We start from the raw sequence: 18,650 nt of genomic DNA, 5'->3' as shown, positions 1-18,650 counted from the left end.
AATACTTAACAATCATCTACAATACTTTTGTCTTAAAAGTGTTTAAATGTCATAAATAAATAATTCTGCTCAGAGTTATTTTTTAAGGTTCGTTTCAGTTTTATTCTTTTAAATCATCGTTGTAAAACCTCTGGCTCAATTCGTCTTGAAAAAGGATTTTAGTATTTCAATATTGATGTACTACGGACGGATTCAGATTTAAAACAATGATGATCGAGTATTTAAATATATGCTAAGCCGTTACTTTTCTCCTTCAGCGATGATATGCGTAACACTATTGTTTTCGTCCTTTTATAATAGTGCAATGGCAGAAGTAGACCAAGTTGCTACTGAAACTCCAATCGAGCATGAATTACCTAAAATTGATTTAAATACGCTGACGATTATTGGTTATCATGAAATTACGCCGAACCATGATGCAGTGATTCCAGACTATGCTGTGACCACGAAACAGTTTGAGCTGCATTTAGATTGGCTACAAAAAAATGGCTATAATTTTGTCAATGTAGACCAGATTATTAAAGCCAACGAAGGTAAATATAAACTACCCACCAAACCTGTATTGTTGACTGTAGATGATGGTTATCAATCTTTTTATCAATATGCATATCCGGTCATTAAACAACGTAAAATTCCTGTTGTACTCGCTGTCGTTGGCTCATGGTTAGAACCTAAAGCCAACGAAATGGTCCAATTTGGAGATGAAAAATTAGCACGTAAAAAACTTTTGACTTGGGATGAACTTAAAACCATGCAAAAGAGTGGCTATGTAGAAATTGGTAGCCACAGTTATAATTTACATCGTGGTATTTTAGGCAATCCTCAGGGCAACTCTGAGCCTGCCGCTGTCACACGCGAATACGATCCAAAAAGTAAAACCTATGAATCTGACAAAGTCTATGCAGATCGTATTTTTAGTGATTTGAAAAAAAATAATAAATTATTGCAATCGCATGGTTTGAAAGCACCACGTGTGATGGTGTGGCCATATGGTCGTTATAATATGGAAGCAGTTGCTTTGGCTAAAAAAGTCGGTATGCCGATTACCATTAGCTTAGATGATGGTCCAGACCATATTGAAAAATCCTTAGGTCATTTGAACCGTATTCTTGTCGAAGGCAATATGACCACGGATTCATTGGCACAAGAAATTCAAAGCCGTCAGATGAACTTTACTGACAATAACCGCCCACAAAAAGTCATGCATGTGGATTTAGACTATATCTATGATCCAGATGAAGCACAGCAAGAGAAAAACTTAGGTCATCTGTTAGACCGTATTCGTGAAATGAATGTCACCACGGTATTCTTACAGGCGTTCGCTGATCCTGATGCCAATGGTTCTGCTGATATGGTGTATTTCCCAAATCGTTATCTGCCAATGCGTGCAGATTTGTTTAACCGTGTTGCATGGCAGATTCAAACGCGTACTCATGTGAGTCGTTTATATGCGTGGATGCCTTTGTTGGCTTGGGACTTACCTGCTTCAAATCCTGCGTCTAAAGATGTGGTGGTGACCCAGCAAGCCAAAGACAGCGATCATTTAAATATGGGATATCATCGTTTAAGCCCATATTCACCAGAAGCACGTAAAGTAATTGAAGGCCTATATCAGGATTTAGCAAAATCGACGACGTTTGATGGTATCTTGTTCCATGATGATGCAACACTTTCAGATTATGAAGATGCTAGTCCAGAAGCGATTAAAGCCTATCAAAAAATTGGTTTACCAGCCGATTTAGAAGAAATTCGTAATGATGATGCAAAATTGCAAAAATGGACTGATTTTAAAACCAAGACCATTGATAATTTTGCAATGGATTTGGCGCAAAAAGCACGTTATTACCAACCATTCTTACTGACTGCACGTAACTTATATGCTCAAGTTGCACTTTCAGCATATTCGGAAAACTGGTATGCCCAGTCTTTAGAACAATCGATTAAAAATTATGACTTTACTGCAATTATGGCAATGCCGTATATGGAACAGGCGCCAGATGCAACTAAGTTTTATAAAGATTTAGTACAAAACGTGAAGAAACAACCCAATGGGATTAAAAAGACGATTTTTGAGTTACAAGCAGTGAACTGGCGTAATAATCAAAAGATTCCAACCTCGGAAATTGCTCAAACAATTCAGTCTTTGTATCAACAAGGTGTGATGCATGTGGGTTACTACCCAGATGATCCAATAGAAGATCATCCAAATACTGCTGAAATGCGTAAAGTATTTGATTCTAAACCACAACGATTGGTTCCTTAAGGTCTGATATGAGTGCATTTCAACACCTGTGGCAATCCGTATTAAACTTTATCTTCTATTATCCATTATTTATGTCGTATCTATGGATGATAGGCGCTTTAATTTTCTATTGGAAAGAACGTAAAGAGCCGCCATATACTCAACCGCCAACATTGGAAGAATATCCTTTAGTTGCTGTGCTTGTGCCGTGTTTTAACGAACAAGACAATGCGGATGAGACCATTAGTCATGCATTGAAGTTGAATTATCCAAACTTTGAAGTCATTGCGATTAATGATGGGAGTTCTGACAATACTGCAGAAATCTTAAATGCGTTGGCATTGAAGTATGACAAGCTTCGCGTTGTACATTTGGCTGAAAACCAAGGTAAAGCCATGGCTTTACAAGCGGGTAGTTTGCTTACCGATGCTGAGTTTTTAATTGGTATTGACGGTGATGCGTTACTTGATCCATATGCTGCACAGTGGATGATTCGTCATTTTCTCAATAATCCTACCGTTGCAGCGGTGACAGGTAATCCGCGTATTCGTACTCGTTCGACTTTGCTTGGACGGATTCAAGTTGGCGAATTTTCTTCAATTGTCGGTATGATTAAACGTGCACAACGTACTTTTGGTCGTTTATTTACAGTTTCTGGTGTGATTACTGCATTTCGTAAAAGTGCTGTACATGAGGTGGGCTATTGGTCACCAAACATGTTGACAGAAGATATTGATATTACTTGGAAATTGCATCGCGCGGGTTGGGAAGTAAAGTTTGAACCGAATGCCTTGGTTTGGATTTTAATGCCAGAAACCTTTGATGGTCTATGGAAACAACGCTTACGTTGGGCTATGGGTGGCGCTCAAGTTTTAATTAAGAATTTTGATGTATTATTTAAACCGAAGCTGAATTTTCTATGGCCTTTGATTATTGAGCTGATCCTTACCTTAGTCTGGTCATATTTAATGCTGATTATGGTGATTTTCTGGATTTTGCATTTGCTGCTACCGTATGCAGGATTCCCTGCAATGAGTTCTCCATTATTACCGATGGGAACAGGTATTTTACTCGGTACAACTTGTTTACTGCAGTTCGCAATCAGTAAGTGGATGGATAGTCGTTACGAATCGAGTTTAGTGAAAAACTACTATTGGATGATTTGGTATCCCTTTGTATTTTGGTTGATTACAGTAACGGCAAGTATTGTTGCATTTCCAAAAGTTCTTTTACGTGGAGAAAGTAAAAGAGCACGTTGGGTTAGCCCAGATCGTGGTATGCGACATGATGACTAACATTTTAGTCAGAATAAGTTTTGAGATACGAATATGAAAACAAACTCTTTAATTATTGATGTACGTAAGCAGTTACCGTGGCATCGTCGTTATTTCTCCACGACAATGACGGCTATGCTGTGGGCATTTTGGTTACTGCTTTGGAGACCTATTGTCATCTTAGTGGGATATCTTTCACTTGAGAAACCGCAACTGGTACATTATTTCTTTAATGCTTTTGCAAAAGCCTTAGAAAGCGGATTATTTGCGTTGATTGCTTGTGCGATTTCTTTGTGGTTATGGAGTAACTTTGTTCCAGCGAAGACCAAAAAGGAAGCAGAAGCTAAATCTACACAAGAATATGCCGAGCATTTCAATCTGAATGTGGATGATCTTATACATTCTCGTCAGCAAAAAATCGCTACAGTTCATCATGATGCTGATGGTCGCATCACATATATTGACTAATGGCTTAGTCAGCAAAAGTCCCACAGGTTGGGGCTTTTGTTTTCACAGGGAAACATAGATGTCCGCAAAAATAAACTCGGCAGAAAGTATTCGAGGTTTAGCTTGTTTAGCTGTCGTATTTTCTCATCTTGCAATGAGTTTTTTTCCATTTTTACATCATTTTGATCCTAATGAGAAAACAGATTTGGCTTGGGTGTATGCCATACATCATTTGCCTTTTGGTTTTCTCTACTCAGGTGATGCAGCTGTTTTTGTATTTTTTGTCTTAAGTGGCTTTGTGCTCAGTTATGCGATTTTAAAAAGCCCTCAACAATTTCATGCAAAAATTAACAATATGATGATTAAACGCTATCCACGTTTAATGATTCCAGCACTGACGTCATGTGTCATCATTTGGTTGGTCCTTAAAGTCATCCATATTGATAGTAGTCATGTGGGGGCTTGGCTACATGCGTTTGCGATACAAGATTTTAGTTTTAGACATGCAGTATATGAAGGAACTATAGGCGCATTTTTATTCTCAGAAAGTGATATAAACTGGGTGTTATGGACGATGACGATTGAGCTTATGGGCTCATTTGCATTATTTTTTCTACTCTATTTGTATCATTATAAACATATTACTTTTTGGCTAGGCTCACTTTTAATTCCTTGTCTTGCATTTTTTTGGCGAGGGCAAGGCTTTAGTTTTGGGATTTCCAGTTTTATTATTGGTATCTATATTTATCTGTATGCCAAACCACTTTCAAATGTGGTAGCTATTCCTATGCTATTGATTGGCCTATATTTGGCGGGTGCACATAATACCAGTGCAGCCTATAGCTGGGTTCATCATATTTTAGGGGAGAATACTTATGATTATAGTAATTTCATCGCTGGGATTTTAATTGTTTATAGTGTATTGATGAGTCCATTACTGTCTAAAGGCTTAGATCACCCGATTTTAGTCTGGTTAGGAAAGTTATCTTTTTCTATTTATCTATTACATCTAATGATGCTGTATTTAATCTGTATTCCACTATTTAACTTATTTTTAAGTTGGCATTGGAGTTATTCTCTCGCTGTAATCTGCTCAGGGCTAACTGCGATTGCAGTCACTTTGGTTGCTGCAAATTTTTATAGTGATTATGTCGATCAGTTGGCTATTAAGGTCAGTAATAAAATTGCTGACAAGGTTTTAAATTAGTCCTTTAAAAACTCGCATACAATTTGCAAATATTGTTTACAATTTAAGATGTATTGAGTTGTTTTTTAGACATTAAAAAATTGATAAATATCGTGATTTAATCAAGTATGGGCGACTCATTTTTAGCATGGATCGCTTATATGCATCTGTTCAAATCCATTGTTATTTCATTGATCGCAATGAGCGTTCAATTTACTCAAGCAGCCCCATTAAATGCTCAGCAAGCATTGACTGATGCACCGCCAATGAGTTTGTTTGAATCGTGGAATACACCCATTGAGCCCTTTAAAATTTTTAATCATGTCTATTATGTCGGTACTGAAAATTTATCTTCGGTACTGTTTGATACGGGTGATGGTTTGGTTTTAATTGATAGTGGGATTGATCAGTCGGCAGTGCAGATTAAAGCCAATATTGAAAAATTGGGGTTTAAAATCACAGATGTAAAATACCTACTTAATAGTCATGCGCGTCTAGATCAAGCTGGTGGGTTTGCCAAATTAAAACAATGGAGTGGTGCTCAATTGGTCGCAAGTGCTGCCAATGCCGAAATGCTAGAAAATGGCGGCGTGACTGATTTCGCTTTAGGTAAGCAATTGCCTTTTCCATCTGTAGCTGTAGATATCATCATCAAAGATGGGCAACAGTTAAAGCTCGGTCGTCAAATTTTTACAGCACATGCGACGCCAGGCCATTTACCAGGTGCAACCTCTTGGACAACAGATATCCGTTATCACTTTAAAAATTATAAAGTCATCTATGCCGACAGTTTATTTACGGGCGGTTATTATTTGTTAAACAATAACAATTATCCAAATCTAGTTTCAGACATACGTCACACATTTAAAACTTTGGATGCAATCCATGCAGATATTTTTCTTGCCAATAAAGCGGATCGTTTCCATATGAAGCAGAAATTAGCCAAATTGAATGCGGGTGATAAAAAAGCATTTATTGATCAGACGGGTTTACAAAACTATGTAGCGAAGGGGAGAATTGAATTTGAACAACAATTACAGCAGCAACAACGCTTAGCGCAGTTTAAAACATTGCAATAATTACTTTAAAATAAAACATGCTATATGCGTTATATAGCGTGTTTTTTGCCGCTACGTGTTACCTTGCGAAACGATGTTTCTCATTATTTAGAATGACTAAATTTCATATTTCCTGCCTAGTATCGCCTAAAAAACACACGTAGTCGCAAACGTAGACGAATTGTCAACAGACCCTAGTAGAATTCAGATAAAACTGATCATTTATTTTTAAATGATATATAACAGATAACGGCTTATCCTAAAATATAGAAAATTGAAATGAAAATACAATATATCAAACAGTTATTATTCATTTGTAGTGTCGTGATCACGTCATCTATATATGCACAAGAATTTCAACAACTCAATATTCAAACGCAGCTTGCAAAACAATGCCATCAAGATGATGAAGACATATTTTCACCTCAAACTTATCAATTGCGCTCGACAAAAGTCGTATTAAAAACTTATTCCTGTGCCAGTAAAAAGCAAGATCGAGAACAATATTATTCGGCCTATGGGATACAATTGAGCGCTAAAAAATCATTATATTTAGTCGATCAACAGGTGGATGCAAGTGGTTATGTTGGTGTTAAATCTGAGCAAGTGGATGCAGATACCATTGTATTTGACAGTATGTATGAACGTGGCGGTGATTTAGTGATTGTGTGGATGCCAGATTTACAACAAATCTATCATGTGAAAGTTCATTATATGGCTTCAGATGAAGGTGGGGTAAAGCTGTATCGTAAAAATGATCAGATTTTTATTCAGAAAATTGCTTTAAAAGCGCTTAAAGATGATCAACCGATATATAAAAATATAGGAAAACCCGTAATACTCAAAAAGGTGCTAGGCAAAGGGATCGTATTTGCTTCAGGTGATCTAAAAGCATTACAAAATTAAAATAAGAGATCTGGTTGATCTATATAAAGAAAACAATTGTTACGTTTAAGCTGGGTATCTCTAGTGAGATAGTTATACAATTTACTGGGTAAACTATTAAAAAAACAATCAAAATACTCAGCTTTAAACTTAGCTCATGAGTCTGAACTGGGGCGTATTATATGCTTGAGATTACGCTATGTTGAAATTTATTCTGGTGCTATTATTTTTGATCACGCTATATGTGCTATGGCGATGGGTTGCTAAACAAAAAATTAATGCAGCTTTTGAAGAACAACGACAAGCATTATCTCAATTGGTTCAAAATCCTCAAGAAGAGCATGAACTGCCCGAAAAAACTAAGCTGATTAAACAGATGATTGCAGAAGAGCGACAAAAGGCGGGTTCAGCCCCAGTAAAAGAGGCAATAAGCACTACAGTTCAAGTAGAGCAGCCGACCGTACTTGAGGAGCAACATAGCCCCGCCAAGCCGGTCACTGATGAAGACCAACGTTTATTTGATGCAGCGGCGCAACTGTTTTTTGAACAAGCTTTACAGACCAAAGATTTTTCTCAAGCAGGGCATATTCAACATGATGTACTTAGTAAAATGCCAATGAATACCCAAAGTCAGATCGGTTCTTTTGATTTTGGCGAATGGTCTATTTTTTGGAGCTATCATGAACAATCACTTGAATACTATGTCGGACGTTATGGGGTGTTCTATGCGCATGTTGATCATCAAGGCATAGAACATAAAGCCGAATTTAAAGATCGTTATTGATTTTCAATTAGACTGCTGAACTCTTTTAGTCGAAATGTTGTGGAATTGATTTCACAATCTAAATGTGCAAATCCTGATGCCAATCCCAAAGCACCATAAGTAAGACTTCCCATGAGTTCATTACATTGAGCATCACGATAATTAAGCCAAGCTTTTTGTGATTTTTCTAGTAATAACTTGTTGTTATCATCGTATTGCAGATAAATGCGATCATATAGCTCAGGGTCTGTTGGCATTTCATAAACGGCTTGCGTTGTAGGTTAAAATTGAGCAGGCAAGGCATGAAACGAAGAGAATAGCGAGACTATTTTCAAGTTTCATAACGGAGGCTGAGATAATTTTACCCACAACCCTGAGCAAGAACAAAGCACTGCTTTGTTTGCAGCGCAAGGCGCAGCGGGGGACTAGCGTGTTTTTTGCCGCTACGTCGTTACCTTGCGAAACAGTGTTTCTCATCATTTAGAATGACTAAATTTCATATTTCGTGCCTAGTTCCGCCTAAAAAACACACGTAGTCGCAAACGTAGACGAATTGTCAACAGACCCTATTATTTTCGCTTTATCTGTTTTTAATTGCTGCTGCATACATTGATAAGCTTGTCGTTGATCTTGCTGATTGCATTGCGCATAAGCGGTATTGAATAGGCTCATAAAAAGCAAAGCTAAAAAACTATATTTGATCTTTTTTATCATTTAATATTCTCAAAGAAATTGCAAATCAGTCAAGTATTATAGGGCGAGTTGTTGAGAAATTCGCGCTTTGACTTGATTTAAATAGAACAGGTCATTATTCAGTCGATACATTAAAATCGCACCCTCATAATCGGCCACACTTATTTTTGCCAAAATTTGTGCATCGGCTTGATCCATTTTTTGTTGAAATAATTGATACAAGGCATTTTGCCAATCTTGGAAAATTTCACGGATTTTTTCCAAGACTTCTAAAGAAATATGGCTTGCCTCTAAGGACAATATCCCAACTAAACAGCCTTTTATTTCATAACTAAAAAAATGAACAGCTTTATCATGGATGATTTGAAATTGTTGATTTGCATCCACAACAGCAAAATCTTCGAGTTTAAACAAGGATTGATTTAAATAAAGATGGGTGTGCGCTAAGATCTGCATCAGTAAGGCTTGTTTGTTGGGATAATAATAATAAAACGATGCTTTACTGAGTCCACATGCTTTTGCCAACATCTCCATACTTGTCCCTGCATAACCATGTGCTTTAAATTGCAAAGCGCAGGTATTTAACATATGTTCAGGCGTAAGTTTTTGTGGGCGCATAGATGACCTTGCTGCTTATGGAGTTAAAATTAATCGTGGATGAATGTCTCGAAAGTATTTAACATTTTATCCCAAATTGGCTCCGAACCTTGACGAAAATAGCCCATATGTCCAATCTGTTTTAAACCAAACTCGTCTGCAGCTATGTTGATAAAGTGCATGGGCGCATTTTTATAATGTTGCATAAAAGCATAACGAGAATTTGGCAATGCCCAATCATCATCTAAAGCGGCCACTGCATAAATCGGCGTTTTAATCTGGGCATATTGTTCATGCAAATTTTGTTGCTCAGGATCTGCAAAAAAGTAAGTGGGATTTTTACACCATCTACGCCATTGTTGGTAGACCCCTCTAGGTAAATCTGCACCCATATTGAGTTTACTCCAAGGTAAGTAACCTGTAATCGCCACCATAGGTGGAAAGATAATGTTCCAAATTACCTGAACTTTAATTTTTTCTTTCAATGGCATATAGCCATGCCAGCCAGCACCTGTGCCAAAACAATACATTGCACTTACCTTGTCGTGATTCGGTGTCAAGCCTAAAGCTTGTCCGCCGTAAGAATGTCCAACTAAAAATAGGGGCGTGTCTTGTTTAAAACTGTAGTCAATTGCACCTGCTAAATCTAATTTTCCCCAATCCAGATATGACATTTTAAAACCTTTTAATTGCCGTGGCGCAGATTTGGCCACGCCACGATAATCAAAAGTGAGTACTTGATAACCCAATTGTGCAGCATATTCAGCGAAGCGGCGATAAAATGCTTGTGGGACACCTGTTGCACTAGAGACAACTATAGTTGCTTTGATTGTATTGACTGGCGTGTAAAGTACGCCAGCCAATACATAACCATCCAGTGCCTTAAAGCTGATGGCTTGGCTGGTAAAACTTTTGCCATTCAAGTGTTGGACTTCAGTTGAGTACTTTAAATTTTGCATGATTGTTCCCACAGTTATTAGATTATCGCCGTATATCACTATGATTGGTTTACTTGCCTTTAAACTGTGGTGCTCGACGTTCAATCATTGCTCTTACACCTTCTTGCGCATCTTCTGAGGCAAGTAAAGGGCTAAGTAGATTTTGTAGATTTGCAAATGCGACTTCAGGACTTTGTAAAAAGGCTTGATGTGCCGAATGCAGTGCCGCTTGGACGGCAAGTGGTGCAGCATTGGTAATACGTTCAGCCAGCTCTATGGCACGCGTTAACTGTTGGTTATCCTCAACAACCTCAGTGACTAAGTTCATTTCATAGGCTGTTTGTGCATAAAATAAATCACCAGTTAACACATATTTCATGGCTTTTGCCCAGCCAGCGGCTTGGACGAAACGTACTGTTGCACCACCAAACGGTAAGATACCGCGCTGTACTTCAATTTGGGTAAATTGAGTATTTTCATTGGCGACAACGATGTCAGAATTCAACATCAATTCAATACCAGCGGTATAACAATAGCCTTGTACTGCGGTCACCAATGGTTTAGTTCTTTGACGTCCAACAGTTCCCCAAGGATTCACAATATCATCGCTAAAATTAAAAACACCATCGGCTAATTTTGGTTGTAACTCAACCAAGTCCAATCCTGCGGTAAAATGATCGCCATGTGCAAAGACCACCGCACAGCGTAGTTCTGGATTATTTTCATATTCAGTTAAAGCCAGTGATAGGTCGTGAATCATATGACTATCAAAAGCATTGCGTTTATCTGCACGATCTAAGCCAATTAAAAAAATATGACCACGAATTTCACGACTGACTTTTCCTTGTAGATTTGACATTTGTTGTTCTCTCATTGGTTGTTTTATAGGTTTTTAAACGATCGTTAGAAAACTGTCAATCATTTTAGAATGACTGAACCGTTTACATTGGTATAGCATATTTAAGGCATTAAAGAATTGCTGCATTGTGTATGTTATTTGGCGCTATGGGGGAATGCCTATGCTTTTTATTATGAATTTAATAAGATTTAAAAATGTGCTCATACACTTAAATGCCCAGCTAAATTTATCACTGGGCATTTAATTTAAAGAGATTTAAACTTGAAGAATTACTTTTTAAATTTGGTTAAAAGCTTTTGCATCGGTAATTTATCACTGGCATACCCATAAATTGCAGCAAAAGGTAAGGCTGTGCGAGCAAGATAGGCGACACGCCATAAACCACCATGATTAGCGCCTTCCATCATTAATTCTAATGGATGACCCATCTCAGTTTCTGGATTTGCAACAGACTTCGGATTTCTTAAGTCATGAATCCAAAGCGCTGCCATAATTGAATTGGTGGTTTCAGGGCGGAATGCTTCTACATCAAACAAACTTGCACCGTTAAACGCAGCTTTAAGCAACGGATTCTTGGTGACCGAATGTGTCGTTGTGGATGGTGCAATATTGATACTGACATGTTGCCCTTGATGTCGTGCTAAAGTTGCACGCCACTGTTGGATACGTTTTGCCAAGGCATAATTAGGGCCTTGTTCAACCACCAGACAATCAGCAATCCCATAGAATTTACCATTGTCAGAGCGAATCAATTGTTGATCATGGTGCTTAAAGAATTGCTTTAAGGAAAGGGTTGCAATCCCTTTGCTGAGTACAGTTTCAAATTTTGATCTATGTTTGAACTTTTTGTTTGAACCTTCAATCACTTCTTCAGGTACTGCATAAACATCTGTAGGCGTACACATATACATCAGTGATGAATCATTCTTGTGTTCACTGACATGGCTCATAATCGTGTCCATTGCCATCGACACACGCACATGTTTTTCACCATCCAAATAAGCAATTGAGGCCAAATCTAACTTGTGTGGATTATCACAAAGCCATTGTGTAATTTCTGGAATTTGGGTCAGTAAATTTGCACCAAGTTTGCTTTTTAATTCGTCAATATCATGGGTGTTGAGGATTTTTTGAAAACTAGGTGCATACAGTGTGGCATTGCCATTTTCAATGATTTTAAGAATTCTCTCCCAAACGCGTTCATTGGGTAGATCAACGGCAACAATATTGGCTTTCCATTTCGATAACCATGTTAATGGGCCTGCCTCTGAAGCTGCGCCAAATAAAACTAAGGTACGATCCGATAAATCAAACCATTCGGGATGAGCAATCACTTCTCTGAGCGCATCTGCATGGCTGGCTTCAATAATGCCAGTATCTTGCCACTTTTGAATTTGCTGATATAGCGCTTCGCCTTGTAGTTTTTGCCCGTGATAGGGTACAAACCATTCAACGTCATCATTTGAATGACCTTTAAAACTAACACTTTGAATCTTGTCTAGTACTGGAACTGTACCAATATCTTTTAAAGAATAGCGTTGCCCATCTCTAAAGAAATCAAAGCTGTGTTGGGCTTTGTGCAAGCCTTGTTTGGCAATAGTGATGGCGTTATGACTTGAACGAATTCCATGTTCGACCAATGCCTTAAAATAAACTGGATAATTTTTACGCCAGTTTTTTTCATCTAAAGCTTGCTGTGCGCTGAGATGATCAACCAAGGAAAGTGCTTCCGCAATGATTTCTTTACCGACTTGCGAGCTGCTACTTTTTTGAGTCTTTGAATGAACTGGAAACTGTAAACCGTCAATTGAACTGGACATGCAAAATATCTCGTTTTATTTCATCATTAATATACAGATGTATACATTATCCATGCCATATTCAATATTTGGGTGGCATTTTCTGACAAAATTTAGATAAATTGGTCGTATAAATTGAATAAATTAGTGCTAAAAATGTCTTAAATTAAGCTTAGTATTTCATTTATAAAAAGTTTCATTGGTGTCATTTTGTGCGTTTTAAAGCGCGATTTGTTGATAAGCTAAAATGCAGTAAATATCAATTTGTGTATGATTTATATTCATTTATTACGCGAATATTTTATGTTGAAATTTGCGTAGGTTATATTTTTTACATCTTTTTAAGTTAATTCCGACAATTTTAGTTGATTTTCACTCATTCAGCCTCATCTTCAGTTAAAATACCGACTTCAGCTTGAGGATAGAGTTATGTCGACTGAGAACACCAATACTGCGGTTGCAGAAGAAATTCCAAATTTATTGATTACTCCCAATGCGCAAGAGTATTTAAAAGATCTTTTGGAGAAGCAAAATACTCCAGGAATTGGCGTTCGTGTATTTGTTGAAAATCCAGGTACTCCACGTGCTGAATGTTGTATGGCATACAGTGCACCTGATGAAATTGCTCCAACAGATTACAAACAAGATTATCCTGATTTTCCAGCATTTATTGATACACCGTCGATTCCATATTTGAAAGATGCGGTAATTGATTACAACAAAGACCGTTTTGGTGGACAGCTTACTTTCCGTGCACCTAACTCGAAAGTACCACGTGTTGGTCCAGATGCGTCTATGGAAGAACGAATTACTTATATTCTTCAGGCAGAGATCAATCCTGGATTGGCAGGGCATGGTGGAAACTGTGCACTGGTAGAAGTGGTTGAAGATGAAGAACATGGTTTAACTGCGGTATTAAAATTCGGTGGTGGCTGTCAAGGCTGTTCTGCGATTGATGTAACGTTAAAACAAGGTGTAGAAACTACACTTAAAGAGCATATTCCTGAACTCGGACGTGTGGTCGATCAGACTGACCATAGTCAAGCAGAAGGTGCGTACTTCAAATAATCTGTATATCAATGTAGATATTTGACTGTTCTTTAAAACCTCCGAATTTCGGAGGTTTTTTTATGGATATCGTATAACTAAACGTAAATTTTTAAATCTTAATAAACTTAAATGAAGCTTAAAAAATAGAATAAAAACTTAAAGATAGATCTAAAAATGCCTAAATATTAAACGAATGGTTAATAAAAATGAGAATAATTCTTAATATTGTTTATAATGCTGTGGTGTTTTTATTACACATTGTATCTAAATCTTCATTGTCTATTCATTCTTAGCCTCTTTGGAATACCTTATGTCAACTAACCGTATCATCCAATCTGCGTTATCTCTCTCCATTATCACCGTTATGATGGGAACTGCCTATGCCGCAGAATCACCAGAAAACTCGAATAAAACCAATCCACAGTCTACAGAGTCAACCAAATTAGAGACGATTGTTGTCACTGCAAGTGGCTTTGAGCAAGAGGTGAAACAAGCAGCAGCATCTATTTCAGTTTTAACGCAAGAAGACATTAATAAAAAAGCATATAGAGATATAACGGATGCACTTAAAGATGTTCCTGGGGTCGTCGTCACAGGTGGTGGAAGTTCAAGTGATATTAGTATCCGTGGTATGGGAAGTGCTTATACAGTTTTTTTGATTGATGGCAAGAAGTTGAATACACGTTCAGTTCGACCAAATAGTGATAACTCGGGTATTGAGCAAGGTTGGATGCCAAGTATTGAAAGTATTGAACGCATCGAAGTGATCCGTGGTCCGATGTCAGGCTTATATGGTTCAGATGCCATGGGCGGTGTGATTAATATTATTACTAAAAAAGTTGCAGATACTTGGACAAGCTCGGTTAAATTGGATACGACACTACAAGAAAATAGAGATTCTGGGGATATCCATCAAGCAAACCTATATGTTTCTGGTCCTTTAATCCGTAATTTACTTGGCTTAAAGGCGAATGGAACATTCTCACAACGCAATGAAGATGACATTATTGGTGGCTATAATAAGCAACGTATACGTGCAGGTGGCGCAACACTGAGCTTGACGCCAAGTTCTGAACATACCATTGATTTAGAATATCAGCGATCCATTCAAAACCGTGATCAAACGGTAGGTAAAACAATCGCCAATGTACCAGGGCGCAACACTGAGCTTGACGCCAAGTTCTGAACATACCATTGATTTAGAATATCAGCGATCCATTCAAAACCGTGATCAAACGGTAGGTAAAACAATCGCCAATGTACCAGGGCGCAATGGTAAACTCCCAACAGACTCATATACAGATTATTATCGTACCGAATATAGTTTGACTCATCGTGGTGAAATTGGCGATTTAAAGACACATTCTTATATTCAACGTGAGGAAAATGAAAATCCATCCCGTAGTATGGAAGCAATCAATACAACGTTTAATACTTTAAACCAAATCAATCTGGGTTCTCATGCTTTGAGCTTCGGCGGAAGTTATTTAAAAGAAGAGCTTGAGGATTTTGGCAATCAGTTAGTTGTTGGTGGCTCAAAATTAACCAACTTAGATCGTTATAGCTGGGCATTATTTGCTGAGGATGCATGGAATATTGTAGAGCCATTCACGGTAACGGCTTCATTACGCTATGACAAAGATGAAAAATTTGGTGATCATTTTAGCCCGAAAGTCTATGGTGTTTGGACCTTGAATGATAATTGGATTGTTAAAGGTGGGGTATCAACAGGTTATAAAACTCCAGCATTACGTGCCACTGTTGCAGGGTGGGGACAGGCAACAGGTGGTGGTCAGTCGAGTGGTATGATTGTCGGTAATCCAGATTTAAAACCAGAAACAAGTATCAATTATGAAGCATCGATTAACTGGGATAATAATGACAATTTAGATGCTGGTTTTACCGTATTTAATAGTGAGTTTAAAGATAAAATTACTGAAATTCGCACCTGTCAAGGTGACTCTGGAACTATGGGATGTCCTTGGTTAGGTCAACAATTCGATTTTGTCAGTCAACGTATCAATGTCGATAAAGCAAATATGCGTGGTATAGAGGCGACGCTGGGTTGGGCAATCACGCCAGATGTTCGTTGGGCAACAAATTATACATTTACGGATACTGAACAAAAGAGTGGTGCATTTAAAGGTAAGCCATTAAATGAAATGCCGAAACATATGTTTAATACCACATTCGATTGGCAAACAAATGATCAAGTTGGAATGTGGAGCCGTTTAAATGTAAGAAGTAAAACTTCTGACTATTTAAGCCGTACGTCGATGGGGAAAGGTAGACCAGCGTATGCAATGATTGATGTTGGTCTAAACTATAAACCTTCCAATGTGTTACAGTTCAATGCTGGTATTTATAACTTATTTGATAAAAGCATAGACACTGCGACTTATAATTATGTATTGGATGGCCGCCGTTACAATTTGGGTCTAATTTATAAATTCTAAAGCTTAATTAAATTGCATTAAATCTGTTTAATCATGAAAAAGGCGCTTTATGCGCCTTTTTCAATATTGAGAATATTTAACGTTTCATCTGAATAATAAAATTTTTCCAGATAAATCCGTGCACGGTTTTTTAAGTGTTGAGAAGCAATCATCTGTTGAATAACAGGTTCAAGTAACTGTTGTAATTCATTTTGAATCAATGCTTCATCAATATTGATATCACTTAAAATTAAATCAAAAGGGCGTTCTTCATTACGCACATACCAAGTCAGTACACCATCATGCACTTGTTTCTTTAAATAATCTGTTTGGCGAATATGTTCCCATATTTCATGACCCATAGCTACAGTTTTAGGTAGGTCGTTAATTTCAACATAATTACGCAACACAGCAATCGGTATTTTTTTAATTTTATGCCATAAATTGGCTTGAAAATGATAAAGCTTATTGTCATCAAACTGTTGGTTAATGACTTGTTCACTCAATTGACTAATTTTAATAATATTTTTTTGCAGATAATGCTTAACTGTATCGTCTAAATTCGTGTCGGTAACCGATTCTAAAACTGATTTTCCCATTTTCATAAAACGGCCCACACCGGGGACTTTTTTATTCATGACTGAATTATCAATATAGTCTTGAATAGAGTGATGGATCAGTTGGGTTAACATGCTTGAAAAGGCTGGATTATTGACAACACGTTTGATCAAGGCTTGGCGATGCCCCGATTTACTTGCGACATATTGTGCGATTTTATCAATCGTGGTGACTGGAATAATATCTTCAATTAACGTTTCATCATTACTTGGATGAATTAAAGCAAAACGAATATGTTCAGCAATTTGCTCAATGAGAAAGTTGTTTGCAGGTGTTGCTAAAATTTGCTTTGACAATAAATCATGAATTTGTGCAAAAGACCAAATTTGTTTTAAAGGCTGTTTTCTAAACCAGTGATAAAATTCAGTAAACTCAATTTTAATCGTATCAGCCTGTGAAAATTCTTGATCTAAAAAGCCAAGTTGGGCTTCGATCAATTGTTCAATAAGTTGATTTTTCATTTTTTGAACTCAATTTGTCCATGTGTTTGATCAGACAATGGGTTTTGCAAAGGTTGTACTTTGTTTAAAAAGCTTAAATAGTAATCCGCAACTCGTTCAGGTGCTTCAAGTAATGGCATGTGCCCAACACGTTGTAGAATAATTGGTGTTTCAGGGCGTTTTAATACCGATTTTAATTCATTTGCAACATCCGCATTTACAATCTGATCTTGTTCTCCCCAAAGGATCAGGGTGGGTGCTTCAATGTTTTTTAACATCGTGGTAAAAGTTGAAGGGGTATAGAGTCGATTGAGTGCGTCAATTTGATTGATGATTTTGGCTGTGTCTTGAGATTTTGCAATGAATAATTTTTCTTGTTCATCTTTAATCACACGGGCAGTAAAAGGGGGATTAAACATCACCTTTTTCATCACAAAATCTAAATCACCTTTTTGTGTGATTAATAATTGTTTGAGATAGATCGGATTTCTTAAATAATTGGTATTTGTTGATTTAAAAATACCCCCAGTGCTCATCAGAAATAAGCTTTTCGTATCAAATGGATACTGTGAGGCATAAAACATTGCGATGGTTCCACCTAATGAATGCCCTGCAATATTTAAATTATCTTGGATATGTGCAGCTTCAATAAAGCGTCTAAGTTGCTCAGTTACATTGGGTACAGATAAATCAAAATTGGCTGGAACTTGGGTACTTCCTGCTGAAGGCAAGTCTGGAATAATCACATGGTAATATGGGGTCAATGACTGCGCGATATCATTCCATGTATCACGGCTGCTGGCTAGACCATGAATCAGTAAAACAGTTGGCTTATCTTTAGAACCGCCTTCACTATAAGACCAAATAACATCACCCACACGCAATGTTTTAGACGTTAATCCTGCCCAAGCACGTTCTTCTTGTACAATTTTTAAATAATCCACATATTCTGGTGTGGCAGCAGTTGCATTGTTGTGACTACCTAAAAACAATACACCGATCGCAGTCAAACTTAACAATATGCTGTTTAAAAAATGAAGAATTTTTTTATGGGCCAGTTCAGACATGCATAGGGTTCCGAGTAAAAGACTAGGCATTATATAAAGTAAAAATATTATTCATGATCATAATTTTTTCAACATTTGCCGAGAAAGTCTTATTTGTAAGTTTTTTGCCATAGTTTCAGTGTTCAACTCAACTAATATAGAGATTATTTTGTATTTTAGTTAAACAATTTTAATTAAACTGTGAATTATATCTATGTATTTTTAAAAATTAGGCCCTTAACCGCTCCATAACAAAAATTGTAACAGAGTTTATTTTTAGTCAGTGACTTTCACATTTTGCGGCATTAAAATAATCACAC

Annotated in this window: 16 protein-coding genes and 1 pseudogene; 10 read left to right on the top strand and 7 right to left on the bottom strand. The window is 37.2% G+C overall.

The features are described from left to right. Nucleotides 1-304: 304 nt before the first annotated feature. From pgaB to L3V46_RS17140, 7 genes are all read left to right on the top strand, one after another. On the top strand, nt 305-2,263 hold the full coding sequence (gene pgaB / locus L3V46_RS17170) for a poly-beta-1,6-N-acetyl-D-glucosamine N-deacetylase PgaB (RefSeq protein WP_227504209.1): 1,959 nt from the start codon (nt 305-307) through the stop codon (nt 2,261-2,263). An 8-nt stretch (nt 2,264-2,271) separates the two neighbouring features. After that, entirely contained in the window at nt 2,272-3,537 is a 1,266-nt protein-coding gene (pgaC, locus tag L3V46_RS17165; protein ID WP_004819456.1) for a poly-beta-1,6-N-acetyl-D-glucosamine synthase, read from the top strand. Between the two features lie 33 nt (nt 3,538-3,570). Next, complete coding sequence (pgaD, locus tag L3V46_RS17160) at nt 3,571-3,984, top strand: poly-beta-1,6-N-acetyl-D-glucosamine biosynthesis protein PgaD (protein ID WP_004819458.1); 414 nt, start codon at nt 3,571-3,573, stop codon at nt 3,982-3,984. 58 nt (nt 3,985-4,042) lie between these two features. Further along, nucleotides 4,043-5,170 carry an acyltransferase gene (locus L3V46_RS17155; RefSeq protein WP_239046352.1) on the top strand — a complete coding sequence of 376 codons (1,128 nt, stop codon included), beginning with the start codon at nt 4,043-4,045 and terminating at the stop codon, nt 5,168-5,170. A gap of 140 nt (nt 5,171-5,310) precedes the next feature. Then, nucleotides 5,311-6,228, top strand: a complete 918-nt coding sequence (locus tag L3V46_RS17150; RefSeq protein ID WP_239046351.1) for an HARLDQ motif MBL-fold protein — start codon at nt 5,311-5,313, stop codon at nt 6,226-6,228. 258 nt (nt 6,229-6,486) lie between these two features. Further along, complete coding sequence (locus tag L3V46_RS17145; protein ID WP_239046350.1) at nt 6,487-7,113, top strand: hypothetical protein; 627 nt, start codon at nt 6,487-6,489, stop codon at nt 7,111-7,113. A 178-nt stretch (nt 7,114-7,291) separates the two neighbouring features. Continuing rightward, nucleotides 7,292-7,876 carry a hypothetical protein gene (locus tag L3V46_RS17140; protein WP_239046349.1) on the top strand — a complete coding sequence of 195 codons (585 nt, stop codon included), beginning with the start codon at nt 7,292-7,294 and terminating at the stop codon, nt 7,874-7,876. On the opposite strand, the gene L3V46_RS17135 is transcribed toward L3V46_RS17140, so the two are convergent. The 5 genes from L3V46_RS17135 to L3V46_RS17115 form a co-directional block, all read right to left on the bottom strand. After that, complete coding sequence (locus tag L3V46_RS17135; RefSeq protein ID WP_239046348.1) at nt 7,870-8,112, bottom strand: lysozyme inhibitor LprI family protein; 243 nt, start codon at nt 8,110-8,112, stop codon at nt 7,870-7,872. The genes L3V46_RS17140 and L3V46_RS17135 overlap by 7 nt on opposite strands. Nucleotides 8,113-8,605: 493 nt before the next feature. Further along, complete coding sequence (locus tag L3V46_RS17130) at nt 8,606-9,166, bottom strand: TetR/AcrR family transcriptional regulator (protein WP_239046347.1); 561 nt, start codon at nt 9,164-9,166, stop codon at nt 8,606-8,608. A 29-nt stretch (nt 9,167-9,195) separates the two neighbouring features. Beyond that, nucleotides 9,196-10,104 (bottom strand): alpha/beta fold hydrolase, encoded by a 909-nt coding sequence (locus L3V46_RS17125; protein WP_239046346.1) that lies wholly within the window; start codon nt 10,102-10,104, stop codon nt 9,196-9,198. A gap of 49 nt (nt 10,105-10,153) precedes the next feature. After that, entirely contained in the window at nt 10,154-10,942 is a 789-nt protein-coding gene (locus tag L3V46_RS17120; RefSeq protein ID WP_004819473.1) for a crotonase/enoyl-CoA hydratase family protein, read from the bottom strand. 269 nt (nt 10,943-11,211) lie between these two features. Further along, on the bottom strand, nt 11,212-12,762 hold the full coding sequence (locus tag L3V46_RS17115; protein ID WP_239046345.1) for a hypothetical protein: 1,551 nt from the start codon (nt 12,760-12,762) through the stop codon (nt 11,212-11,214). A gap of 408 nt (nt 12,763-13,170) precedes the next feature. Between L3V46_RS17115 and nfuA the strand changes: the two genes are divergently transcribed. The 3 genes and pseudogenes from nfuA to L3V46_RS17100 all read left to right on the top strand — a co-directional run. Further along, complete coding sequence (nfuA, locus tag L3V46_RS17110; protein WP_004819478.1) at nt 13,171-13,809, top strand: Fe-S biogenesis protein NfuA; 639 nt, start codon at nt 13,171-13,173, stop codon at nt 13,807-13,809. A gap of 292 nt (nt 13,810-14,101) precedes the next feature. Then, the gene (locus L3V46_RS17105; protein ID WP_343212660.1) at nt 14,102-14,977 is read left to right on the top strand and encodes a TonB-dependent receptor plug domain-containing protein; all 876 of its coding nucleotides are present in this window, start codon (nt 14,102-14,104) and stop codon (nt 14,975-14,977) included. After that, nucleotides 14,946-16,247: pseudogene (locus L3V46_RS17100) on the top strand (TonB-dependent receptor); the annotation flags it as partial. The gene L3V46_RS17105 and the pseudogene L3V46_RS17100, both read left to right, overlap by 32 nt. A gap of 47 nt (nt 16,248-16,294) precedes the next feature. Here the strand turns inward: L3V46_RS17100 and L3V46_RS17095 are convergent. Then, complete coding sequence (locus L3V46_RS17095) at nt 16,295-17,305, bottom strand: hypothetical protein (RefSeq protein WP_239046344.1); 1,011 nt, start codon at nt 17,303-17,305, stop codon at nt 16,295-16,297. After that, nucleotides 17,302-18,351, bottom strand: a complete 1,050-nt coding sequence (locus tag L3V46_RS17090) for an alpha/beta hydrolase (RefSeq protein ID WP_096733379.1) — start codon at nt 18,349-18,351, stop codon at nt 17,302-17,304. Before L3V46_RS17090 ends, L3V46_RS17095 begins: the two co-directional genes overlap by 4 nt. Nucleotides 18,352-18,650: the final 299 nt, after the last annotated feature.

Origin of the sequence: Acinetobacter sp. AG3 (genome assembly GCF_022343575.1) — a bacterium.
In the GTDB taxonomy this organism is placed as follows: Bacteria; Pseudomonadota; Gammaproteobacteria; order Pseudomonadales; family Moraxellaceae; genus Acinetobacter; species Acinetobacter guillouiae.
Note: the sequence above shows the minus strand (reverse complement) of the source record. Positions and strands in the feature narration are given on the sequence as shown.

What these genes read in the sequence shown, in the direction of transcription:
- pgaB (WP_227504209.1), top strand. Translation starts at nt 305, where the DNA reads ATGGCAGAAGTAGACCAAGTTGCTACTGAAACTCCAATCGAGCATGAA.
- pgaC (WP_004819456.1), top strand. Translation starts at nt 2,272, where the DNA reads ATGAGTGCATTTCAACACCTGTGGCAATCCGTATTAAACTTTATCTTC.
- pgaD (WP_004819458.1), top strand. Translation starts at nt 3,571, where the DNA reads ATGAAAACAAACTCTTTAATTATTGATGTACGTAAGCAGTTACCGTGG.
- L3V46_RS17155 (WP_239046352.1), top strand. Translation starts at nt 4,043, where the DNA reads ATGTCCGCAAAAATAAACTCGGCAGAAAGTATTCGAGGTTTAGCTTGT.
- L3V46_RS17150 (WP_239046351.1), top strand. Translation starts at nt 5,311, where the DNA reads ATGCATCTGTTCAAATCCATTGTTATTTCATTGATCGCAATGAGCGTT.
- L3V46_RS17145 (WP_239046350.1), top strand. Translation starts at nt 6,487, where the DNA reads ATGAAAATACAATATATCAAACAGTTATTATTCATTTGTAGTGTCGTG.
- L3V46_RS17140 (WP_239046349.1), top strand. Translation starts at nt 7,292, where the DNA reads ATGTTGAAATTTATTCTGGTGCTATTATTTTTGATCACGCTATATGTG.
- L3V46_RS17135 (WP_239046348.1), bottom strand. Translation starts at nt 8,112, where the DNA reads ATGCCAACAGACCCTGAGCTATATGATCGCATTTATCTGCAATACGAT.
- L3V46_RS17130 (WP_239046347.1), bottom strand. Translation starts at nt 9,166, where the DNA reads ATGCGCCCACAAAAACTTACGCCTGAACATATGTTAAATACCTGCGCT.
- L3V46_RS17125 (WP_239046346.1), bottom strand. Translation starts at nt 10,104, where the DNA reads ATGCAAAATTTAAAGTACTCAACTGAAGTCCAACACTTGAATGGCAAA.
- L3V46_RS17120 (WP_004819473.1), bottom strand. Translation starts at nt 10,942, where the DNA reads ATGTCAAATCTACAAGGAAAAGTCAGTCGTGAAATTCGTGGTCATATT.
- L3V46_RS17115 (WP_239046345.1), bottom strand. Translation starts at nt 12,762, where the DNA reads ATGTCCAGTTCAATTGACGGTTTACAGTTTCCAGTTCATTCAAAGACT.
- nfuA (WP_004819478.1), top strand. Translation starts at nt 13,171, where the DNA reads ATGTCGACTGAGAACACCAATACTGCGGTTGCAGAAGAAATTCCAAAT.
- L3V46_RS17105 (WP_343212660.1), top strand. Translation starts at nt 14,102, where the DNA reads ATGTCAACTAACCGTATCATCCAATCTGCGTTATCTCTCTCCATTATC.
- L3V46_RS17095 (WP_239046344.1), bottom strand. Translation starts at nt 17,305, where the DNA reads ATGAAAAATCAACTTATTGAACAATTGATCGAAGCCCAACTTGGCTTT.
- L3V46_RS17090 (WP_096733379.1), bottom strand. Translation starts at nt 18,351, where the DNA reads ATGTCTGAACTGGCCCATAAAAAAATTCTTCATTTTTTAAACAGCATA.